This window comes from Salinadaptatus halalkaliphilus (assembly GCF_006543045.1).
GTDB classification, from domain to species: Archaea; Halobacteriota; Halobacteria; order Halobacteriales; family Natrialbaceae; genus Salinadaptatus; species Salinadaptatus halalkaliphilus.
On the sequence record NZ_RBZW01000028.1, the window covers coordinates 49,280 to 58,638 of the forward strand.

Sequence of the window (9,359 nt, forward strand, 5' to 3'; positions counted from 1 at the left end):
CGTGACTCGGCGACGGGAATCGTTTTTGTCACACCGCACCCACCGTGAGCTATGGAGGTCGTCGTCTTCGGCGCCGGCAGTCTCGGCAGCCTCGTCGGCGCTGTGCTCGCACGCGAGTCGATCCACGACATCACGCTCGTCGGCCGTCAGCCCCACGTCGAGGCAATTCGGGAGACGGGACTTCGACTCGAGGGTGAACTCGAAGCCCACGTCCAACCCCGGGCGACGACCGACGGCCGGGACCTCGAGGGCGATCTCGCGGTCGTCACCGTGAAAGCGAGCGACACCGCAGTGGCGGCCGAGGCGCTCGCGACGGGGTCGTTCGACGCGGCACTGTCCCTGCAAAACGGGATGGGAAACGAGGAGACACTGGCCGAGACACTCGAGGCGACGGTACTCGCGGGGACGGCCTCCTACGGCGCGATCTATCGTCAGCCAGGCGTCGTCACCTGTACGGGCTTAGGCGAGATCGTTCTGGGCGCTCGAGACGGGGGTTCGTCGGCGCTTGCCGAGCGCGTCGGCGAGGCGTTCACAGCGACTGGACTCGAGACGATCGTCGTCGACGATATGCCGCGGCGACTCTGGGAGAAACTCGCGGTCAACGCCGGAATCAACCCGGTGACCGCACTCGCAGACGTCGACAACGGGGCCGTGCTCGAGGCGCCCACTGCCGAGATCGCGCGGGCGGCAACCCGTGAGACGGCCCGCGTCGCTCGAGCCTGTGGCATCTCGCTCTCCGATCAGGAAGCGCTGGCGGCGATGGAGACGGTCGCCGCGGAGACGGCGGCGAATACGTCCTCGATGCGCCAGGACGTTCGGGCTGGCCGCCGAACCGAGATCGACGCGATCAACGGCTACGTGGTAACTCGAGCGGCGGAAACGGGGCTCGAGGTCCCGACGAATCGGCTGTTGAGGGCGCTAGTTCGAACGTGGGAACGCGGACTCGGCCACCGATAGCGAGTCGGAGTCAGCGACTCGAACCTCGTGGCCGCCGCTGTTGGCCAGGTGCCAATTTCATCGATGCAGCCGTACGAGAGCGACGAGCCGAACGAATCGATACCCGACTTCGCCGACAGAATAAATCATATTTCGATATACAGAATAGTGTCCTCGGCACCACCAGTGGTCGTGTGTTTGGGACGGTACTCATTATCTCTCTTCACGGTCAGCGGCGGTCGCCTGCAGTTGCGGTTGCGGTTTCAGTACCGAACTTTGTGAGGTACTGAGAGTAGCTCTTTATCCAGAAATGCGGTCTCAGGAACTCGAGGCAACGCACGTAGAACAGCAATATACCCTCATATTCAACCCCGCCCACGGTGGGACGGAGAATCCGCCTTGCTACCTAGTTTGAAGTGAAAACGGTTTCACATACCAGTAATGACACCGTCCCCGGTCGTCGTGTCGGCACTGATCGAAGTGGCGATCGGGATGATTGCTGCTGTTGTTGCCATCATTGCCTGGCAACACCGTCGGATACGAGCCAGTCGCCCCCTTGTTGTTATGGCGGTTGGAACCTGTCTATACGCCCTCTCGGCTGCAGCGTCATCGTTTGTCACAGATCCGGTCTGGTGGCGGTTGGGTAACAACATCCGGTACCCACTCGGGGCAGCGATCGCAGTCGGCTCGTTTTTCGTCATGGTAGCGTTCAGCGAACGAGATCAATTACAGAACAGATGGATTCGGGCACTTCTCGCGGGCTTTGTCGTGGTCAATTTCGTCGTCGCGATGACCGATCCGCTTCACAACCAGTTCATCACCGCCCAGCAACTGGTCGATGGCGTGGTCGTCGGGACGGCCGGGCCGCTGTTCTGGGTGCATACGATCACCTCCCTCGGAATCGTCTTCCTGGCCACCGGCCTCTGTCTCGGGACGTTTCTCACCTCGAGTGGGATCCATCGCAAACAGTCCTTGTCGATCCTCTCGGCGTTCGGTGTCGGTATCGTCGGATTCGCCTGGCAGTCGATCGCACCCGTACACCCTGCTCTCGATCTGGCAGCTGTTGGCATGCTCGGCTGGTGTGGCATCATACTGTGGGGCATCTTCGCCGCCGACTTCTTCGATATCGTTCCTGTCGGTCGGGAGCGTGTCGTCGAACGCATCGACGACCCAGTCGTCATCCTGGACGGGAACGATCGCGTCCTCGACAGCAATCCGGCTGCCCGACGACTGGCGACGTCGTCATCTGAGTGGCATGGGATGCCGGTTTCGGAGTTTTTCGAATCCTCTCCGGAACTGGCCGACCGGGTCACCGCTAGGACGCCCGGCGAAATCACGCTCGAACAGTCCGGAACGACACGTCGGTTCGATGTAACGATTTCCCCACTCGACACCGGCCATACGGACCCGGGAGACCGAAAGCAGCAATCAGAGTCCGCTGTCGTCATTTTACGGGATGTGACCGCCCAGTTCACCTATCAGCGTGAGCTCGAGCGGAGCCGTGAACGATATCGGTCGCTGTTCGAGAACAGCCCGCTCGTTCTGTGGGAACAGGATCTCTCGAAGACGATCGAGCGAGCACGGACGATCGCTGCGGATACAGACGACCTTGCTGCGTACCTCGAGGAACATCCAGAACAACACCGAGAGCTAGTAGAGACCGTCGAGATACTCGACGTCAACGAGGTCGCCGTCGAGGCCTATGACGCGGAGTCGAAGAGCGAGCTCGTCGACCGAATGGGCGAGTTGTTCACCGACGAGGCGTTGGCCACGAGCAGACACATGCTCGAGGAACTGATCGATGGCGACCGACACTTCCGGGCAGAGACCACCTACCGGACACTCGACGGGGACACGAGACACGAACTCATCGAGGTGTTCGTTCCGGAACCATACGTTGCGGACTGTTCGCGGGTGCTCGTGGCTGGAGCAGATATTACGGTCCAGAAAGAACGCGAGACAGAACTCCGGTATCAGACGGCGCTGTTCGAGGCACTCAACGAGTCGACGAACGTCGGCGTTCTCGTCACCAACACCGACCGCGAAATCCTCTGGTACAACGACCGATTCCGCGAACTGTGGGGCATTCCGGAGGAAATCCTCGCCGCCGGGAGGGATCGGGACGCCGTCGAGTACGTCCTGGACTCCCTCGCCGATCCGGATCGGTTCGTCGCGGCGACCGAGGACCTGCACAGGCCGCCGTTCGAGCCACTGGAGATGGAACTTCGGCTACTGGATGGTCGCTGGTTCGAGCGATATACCGCTCCGGTCACCGACGACGACGGCACGCGGTACGGGCTATTGACGCTCACCCGCGATATCACCGAACGGAAGCGCTACGAGAGGCGAATCGAGTCACAAAATCGGCGGCTCGAACGACTGGCGAAGGTGATCTCGCACGATCTGAAGACACCGCTTTCGACGGCAGAAAATCACCTGAAACTACTCGAGATCGAACTGGCGGATCCAGCGGCGCCGGTCGAGCAGTCACTGAGAGACCTGGAGCGGACCCACGAGCGCCTTCGTCGGTTCACCGATCACCTGCCGCGGCTGGCCCGGGAGACGACGAACGTCCACGAGTCGACCGACTGTTCGCTGAGACGCCTTGTAACCGATGCCTGGGAGGTCGTCGACACGGGGTCGCTGGAACTGACAGTTGCGGAGGACCGACGACTGGATGGCGATCCCCGGCGGCTCCAGCAATTGTTCGAGAATCTCTTCTCGAACGTCGTCGAACACGCCGTTGACGGCGTTGCGCCCGCGGACACGGCGACGACGGTTCGTGTCGAGGCCCTTGATACTGGATTTGCGGTCGAAGACGATGGACCAGGTGTGAGCGCGGGCAACGAGGTCTTCGAGTACGGGATGAGTACTGGTGATGGCTCGGGCATCGGTCTCGCAATCTGCCGGAGTATCGTCGAAGCCCACGGCTGGTCGGTCAAAGCTGTCGACGGCGACGACGGCGGTGCGCGCTTCGTCGTGACGACCGTCGAGGACATCGAACTGGACGAGACGGACTCGTCCTGACTATCGATCACTCCTCGAGGAGTCCGTTCAGCAGTTTGCGTTCGGCAGCCCGGAGATGGTGGGTGATCGTCTGGCGCGTGACGCCGAACTGCTCGGCGAGTTCGGTCGCGGTCGTGTCCCGCGGGTGTTCGAAAAATCCCTGATAGTAGGCGTGTCGGATGGCATCTTCCTGTTTGTCCGTCAGCGGCTCGAGCACGTGATCGATCCGTTCCGAAGCGTCCGATCGTCGATCCTGCCGAAGTGACGTGATCGTCGCATCGCCCCCCGTCGATTCGAGGGCCGTTTCGAGAGTGGACACGGACTCGTGGTCCGGCAGTTGCACGTGCAGTTCCATTGCGTTCCCCTCGACGAGGGCCTCGAGGACCGCCCCATCGGTATCGAGAACCTGCGAGAGCGGTGTGTCTCCGTTGAGAAACAGCGCACAGTAAAGTGGGTCATCGCTACCCCGTCCCCGGACCGATTCGCCACCGTCGGCAACGGTTATCCCATCGGTTTCCCCGACGGCGTCGACGAGGGCGGATTCTGTCGTGCCCTCGACGGCAGTGAGACAGAGGAGGTCGCCGTCACGCCGACGGACGACCGATCGGACGAGGAGGCGACTCTCCGCCGGGAGCGCTCGCCAGAGCGCGAGAAGCGAGGTCGAGCCCTCCGTGAGTTCGATGCCCACCCGAACTGGCTGCTCCGAGAGCAGTGAGCGCCTGAACTCGGCGGAGTGGAACGCGTACCCAATTGTTTCGCCGAACTCGGCCAGCAGGTGGCGTCGCCGGTCGTCGAACGCTGGCCCATCACTAGCGTACACTCCGAGGACGCCAAAGCGAACGCCATCGTGCCGGACCGGAACGCCCGCAGCCGTTTCGAACCCGTAGTCGGTGGCGATCGCGTGCCAGCTACGCTCGTCGTCCGCTGACGGGGACGGTGAGCGAACGACCGGCTCGTCCGCATCGCGGGCGGCGACCGCCGGGTCGGTGGGATCAGGGGCGGAATCGCCGCCGTGGAGGACGGTCTCGAGGAAGCCGTCGGCCCCGGCGCTGGCCTGGACCACGATTTCCCCGTCCTCGCGTTCGGTGCCGACCCAGGCACAGGCGTAGCCGTGGCCCTCGACCAAAAGCGAGCAAAACTCCTGACAGAGCGTCGTCTCGTCGCTGGTAGTCGTCAACAGCTCGAGGAGGGCGTTTTTTGCGTCGCGTTCGCGTTCCAGGGCGCGCCGGGTGCGGGCCGAGTCGACGACGGTCGCGACGCGGGTGGCCAGCAGGTTGGCACCGCCGTCGTGTTTGACGACGTACTCGGTGACGCCCTTACGGGTGGCCTCGCTGGCGACGTGTTCGTCGCCGCGGCCGGTGACGAGGATGAACGGGCAGTCGGGGTCGGCCTCCCGGACGGTCTCGAGCAGGGCGAACCCGGTGCCGTCGCCGAGCTGGTAGTCACAGACGACGCAGTCGGGGTCGGTCACGGCGTAGCGATCGTGGCCCGCCGCGAGGCTGGTGGCCGTCTCGACCCGGACGGCGTCGACGGCGTGCTCGAGCAGCCGGGCAGTGCTTCGGACCCACACCTCGTCGTCGTCGACGAGCAATACGTCGACGGGCGTCTCGAACGACGGGACCGAGTCGGCAGAGGCGTCGCTCATGGTCGGCCCTCTCGAGCGGCTGCGCGCGATGTCGAAACCAGGCGTTCGTGCCGGGGCATGTATTGTATCAGTTGTTGCAGGGTGCGTATTAAATTAGTATCTGCCTATGCAGATTTCCCTTTTATTACAACTGGATTTCATTGCAGTAGCAATGAACGAGCGGATGCTGTGGCGAACGCCGTTTCGGATGAGGGACATGAATCGGGGGACTGGTTGCTGTAGCGGGCGTTGCTGTGGCGCGCGTCGACAGCGGTGGAGACAGTCCGGTGTGGGCACTGTCCGGCAACACACCGATGGCATAGCACTCCGGGCTGGGAGTGAGCTACTCGAGGTGGTGCGATGAGCCGGCGCGGGGTTGTTGTCGTTGCGCTCGCCGTCGTCGGCCTCGGCGTCAGCGGGTTCGCTGCCACGGCCGTGGCCGACAGCGCGGACATCGACGGTGAAGAGTCGGATGTCGATGCGAACCCCGCGACGGTGGGTGCAGACTCGACACACGAGTTTACGATAGAACTGGAAGATGGTAGTGAGATCGGTGAGATAGCCGAATTCGAATTCTATTATACGGAGGGTGACGGTGCAGGGACGTCCATAGACGGAATGGACGATGCTGACGTGACGATCGAAGTCAACGGGGAGACGTATGAAGATATCGACACCGTCAGTGTAGCTACCGACGAAAGTGTCGAGATTTCACTCGACGAGGCAATTCAAGTCGCCGCGGATGCTAGCCCTAGTGATCCAACAGCAGTAGAATCTGGCCAAAACATAGTCGTATTCCTCAACAATAACGATGCCGGTGAGATTACGAACTCGGAAGCGGTGGAGACCGAAGATATCGAGGTGACGCTCACCGAATCCGACGGATCAACGTCCGACTCGACGACCGTTTCGTTCGATACCAACGGTGCGAATTCAGTCGAGGTTGAAACCGATCCAGAGGATACGATCGCTGGTGATGCGATCAGCGGGAATCCCGAAGCCAAAGTAACGGACGAATCCGGGAACCCGGTCGAAGGTGTCGAAGTGACTGTCGAGGCACAAGGCGTCGAAGGCGGTGGGATCGATGCCGGAGAAACCGAAGTCGACACTGACGACGACGGCATCGCGACGTTCGACGATCTCGAGATCGAAGACGCAGACGAGGGCTACGAACTCGAGTTCTCGATCGACACCGAGGGTAATGAAAACGTCGAAGACGGCGATGACGAGACGACCGACCCGTTCGATGTCGAACCGGCAGATGCTGACACGATTACCGAGTTCGACATTGACGATGAGGAATTCGCCTACGACGACGGGTCGACGACCGTCACCGTCCAGGCCGAAGACGAGTTCGGCAACCCAGTCGAATACGAGGATGACGCGCTGACGCTGGATATCGACGGAGCCGTCTACTCGGATAGCGTTACTAACGTCGACATCAGTGATGGCGACGCAGAAGTGACCATCGACGACCAGGACGCTCCTAGTGATCTCGACACCGCTGTCGGTGAGTTGACCGTTACCGCTGAAGCCGCTGATACCGGGAACACCGAGAGTGGTACCCTCACAGTCTATCCAGACTTCATTACTGTTAGTTTCACGGATTCTGAAGCTGATGCTGACGAAGAAGCGGTCACTGATCTCGACCTCGAACTGGAAGATAGCGACGGGAACACACTCGCGGACGATGAGGTCGACCAGATCGACGTCGAGTACACGTTGTTTTTCAAACCGGACGACTACGATGACGAGGCAACTCTCGCCGAGCAGACGCTCACCGGAGAGAGTATTACCATCGAGGATGTGACCGAGGCAACGGATACGTGGACGTTTGCGGCCACCCGTGCTGACGACTATGCCATCGAGGGTGACGTTCAGCCTGCCGTTACCGAGGGGGCCACTCAGAGCAATGTGCTCACTGTGAACCCAGTGCTGGACGATTTCACGCTCGATGACGTGACAATCGAACAGGGAGATGAACTCGAAGTCGAGTTCAGCGATGCGGTAGACCTGGCCGGAGAGACCTTCGGAAGAGAGGAGGACGTGACCGTCGACGTTGACGATCTCACTGGAGTCGACGACCCTAAAACGGTCACTGTCGACTTCGATTCGGACGGCGCGTCGACGGACCTGGTCCTCGATGGATCGCAGACAGTGGACGTCAGTGCAGGAACCTACGAGGACATCGATGCAAGCGCGGACGATGTCTCCGCTGTAGACTCGTTCACGGTCACTGTCGAAGTGCCGGTCGACTCGGTGACCGCAACCATCGACGGTGACGAGGCACCGACCGCAACGACCGGTAAGACGGTAGCCGTCGATGTCACTGTCGAAGACGAAAACGGTGACGCGATCGAAGACAAGGAAATCGAGATCGACGCCCTCGACGACGGCGGCGAGGATGTTACCGTCGAGGGCCTCTCCGAGAGCGACACGGCGACGACCGACTCGGATGGTGTCGCCACCTTCGAGGACATTGTGTTCTCGGGTGAAATCGACGGGACTGTCGAGGTAACTACCAGTGCCGAGGACGACACCGCAGACACGATGACCGTGACCGTCGGCGGCTTTGGGGCGGGTAACGGCTCCGCTACCGATCCCTACGTGATCGAGGACTGGGACCACCTCGATAACGTCCGCGAGAATCTCGATAGCGAGTTCGTGCTGGCGAACGACCTGGACCAGGAGACTGAGGGCTACGACGACGTGGCGAGCGAGACCGCCAACGGCGGCGACGGCTTCGAGCCGATCGGCGAGGACGGTAACGAATTCACCGGGACGTTCGACGGACAGGGTAACGAAATCGTGGGTCTGTTCATCGGCCGGAGTCCGGGTACCTTCGACGGTGTCGGGTTGTTCGGCAACACCGACGGCGCACTGATTACCGAGGTCGCACTGGAGGACGTCGACGTGAACAGTGACGACCAGTTCGCGGGCGGCCTCGTCGGGGACAACGACGGTACCATCACCGGGTCGTCCGTCACCGGCACTGTCAACGGCGACTCCGACGTGGGCGGCTTGGTCGGGCGGAGCGGCGGCGGCACTATCACCGAGTCGCACGCCTCCGGCATCGTCACCGGCTCCGAAGTCGTGGGTGGCCTCCTCGGGCACAACGGAGGCGCTATCGAAAAGTCGTCCGCCACCGGTGACGTCACCGGCTCCGACGATTTCGTGGGCGGCCTCGTCGGGCGGGGCGGCACTATCACCGAGTCGCACGCCACTGGCACCGTTATCGGCGACCAGTACGTGGGCGGGCTCGTCGGAGACAGCGGCGATGTAACGAAGTCGTACGCCACCGGTGACGTCACAGGCACCGAAGCCGTGGGCGGTCTCGTCGGCGGAAACGCCGGCGACGTAACGGAGTCGTACGCCACCAGCACTGTCAACGGCTCCGACAGCGAGGTCGGTGGCCTCGTCGGGGACAACGAATATGGCGAGGTGAGCGAGTCGTACTGGGACGACGAAGCGGCCGCTGTCATCGAAGCCGGTGTTGAGCAAGACGAACTAAGCGACGGTGGTGAGCCACTCGAGACCGACGAGATGACTGGCGCGAACGCCCCCGAGCACATGGACGGCTTCGCCTTCACCGACACCTGGCACGCCACGGACTCCTACCCCGCGCTTGCGTGGGAGGACACCGATCCGTTCTACGCGGTGACCCTCGAGGAGACGAACGCGCCGATCGACGAGGGTGTAATGAGTGACGGAAGTTATGGGCATGGGCTGAGATGGGCGAGTAATGGGAGGAGACCGGCGAGGCGATCTCGTTCGTCATCTGAGTGAGGAGGAG

The 9,359-nt window shown here is 61.9% G+C and carries 4 protein-coding genes; 3 read left to right on the forward strand and 1 reads right to left on the reverse strand.

Annotated features, from left to right (window positions below):
* Nucleotides 1–51 precede the first annotated feature (51 nt).
* Nucleotides 52–957: a ketopantoate reductase family protein gene (locus D8Y22_RS11740; RefSeq protein ID WP_141464897.1), complete on the forward strand. Its 906-nt coding sequence runs from the start codon at nucleotides 52–54 to the stop codon at nucleotides 955–957.
* Between the two features lie 471 nt (nucleotides 958–1,428).
* Nucleotides 1,429–3,963, forward strand: coding sequence for a histidine kinase N-terminal 7TM domain-containing protein (locus tag D8Y22_RS11745; RefSeq protein ID WP_246084420.1), 2,535 nt, complete (start codon nucleotides 1,429–1,431; stop codon nucleotides 3,961–3,963).
* 7 nt (nucleotides 3,964–3,970) lie between these two features.
* Here D8Y22_RS11745 and D8Y22_RS11750 read toward each other — a convergent pair whose 3' ends face one another.
* A complete protein-coding gene (locus D8Y22_RS11750) occupies nucleotides 3,971–5,587 on the reverse strand; it encodes a helix-turn-helix domain-containing protein (protein WP_141464899.1) in 1,617 nt (538 codons plus the stop codon).
* Between the two features lie 339 nt (nucleotides 5,588–5,926).
* On the opposite strand from D8Y22_RS11750, the gene D8Y22_RS11755 reads away from it, so the two are divergent.
* Nucleotides 5,927–9,352, forward strand: coding sequence for a GLUG motif-containing protein (locus D8Y22_RS11755; protein ID WP_141464900.1), 3,426 nt, complete (start codon nucleotides 5,927–5,929; stop codon nucleotides 9,350–9,352).
* Nucleotides 9,353–9,359: the final 7 nt, after the last annotated feature.